At 68.6% G+C, this 958-nt stretch carries 1 protein-coding gene and 1 pseudogene; one reads left to right on the top strand and one right to left on the bottom strand.

What is annotated here, in order from left to right:
• Nucleotides 1–225, bottom strand: a pseudogene (locus DMB66_RS65095) (hypothetical protein); the annotation flags it as partial.
• On the opposite strand from DMB66_RS65095, the gene DMB66_RS62160 reads away from it, so the two are divergent.
• Nucleotides 194–514: a hypothetical protein gene (locus DMB66_RS62160; protein ID WP_158647733.1), complete on the top strand. Its 321-nt coding sequence runs from the start codon at nucleotides 194–196 to the stop codon at nucleotides 512–514. The pseudogene DMB66_RS65095 and the gene DMB66_RS62160 sit on opposite strands and share 32 nt — an antisense overlap.
• The last annotated feature ends 444 nt before the right edge of the window (nucleotides 515–958 follow it).

Here is a 958-nt window from a genome sequence, read left to right as displayed (position 1 = left end):
CCGCGTGGCTTGCTCAGCTGGCCCGGCCTGTTCGATCGGCTTGGCCTGCGCGGCTGGCTTGGCCTGTTCGGCCCGTTCGGCCTGCTCGACCGGCCCGGGCTGCGCGGCTTGCTCAGCTGGTCCGGCCCGCTTGGCCTGCTCGACCGGCCCGGGCTGCGCGGCTTGCTCAGCTGCTCCGGCCTGTTCGACCGGCTTGGCCTGCGCCGATCGGCTCGGCCTGCTCAACCGGCGTGGCCCGTTCGGCCTGTTCGACCGGTTCGGCCTGCGCGGCCTGGACGACTGGTTCGGGGTGCTCGACCGGTTTGGCGTGCGTTCCCTGGCTGGTCTGTGGGTGGCGGCTTTGAGCCGGCTGGCGCGCCGCACGAGAGGGTGGCGGCGTGTGCGCCGGCGGGGGATCTGCCGGGCCCGGTCGGTCGGTTTCGAGGCTGGTGGGCTTGATCTGGAGATCTTCGGGCCAGCAGCCTGCCTGCTGCTCGCGGACGTGTCGCAGCCGCTCGGCGTGACGACGTTGTAGACCCCATGCGCGGCGTCGTTCATGATCGCGGCGAAACTCGTCACGGCTCGCCGAATAATTGCGTGCCTTCGTTCGGTCGCGTAGGCCCGCGAGTTCGGCCCGGGAAAACAATTGGAGTTGCCCCATGTCACCAATTATTCCGGACACGAACCAAGATCACAGGCCCCGATCAATGACAGGCGATACCAATTTCATGACCAGCGTCACACCCGTCAGAATTGGGTGGCAAAGGTGATCCAGAAAGGCATGTCATCGGTCCTGCCGCGATTTGGGCGCGACGCCGTGTGACGGCGAGCGGGCGTTCCCGAGGTCTGCGGGCGTTCCCGAGGTCTGCGGGCGTTCCCGAGGTCTGCGGGCGTTCCCGAGGTCTGCGGGCGTTCCCGAGGTCTGCGGCGTTCCCGAGGTCTGCGGGCGTTCCCGAGGTCTGCGGCGTTCCCGAGGTCT

It is taken from the genome of Actinoplanes sp. ATCC 53533 (genome assembly GCF_003947245.1).
Note: the sequence above shows the minus strand (reverse complement) of the source record. Positions and strands in the feature narration are given on the sequence as shown.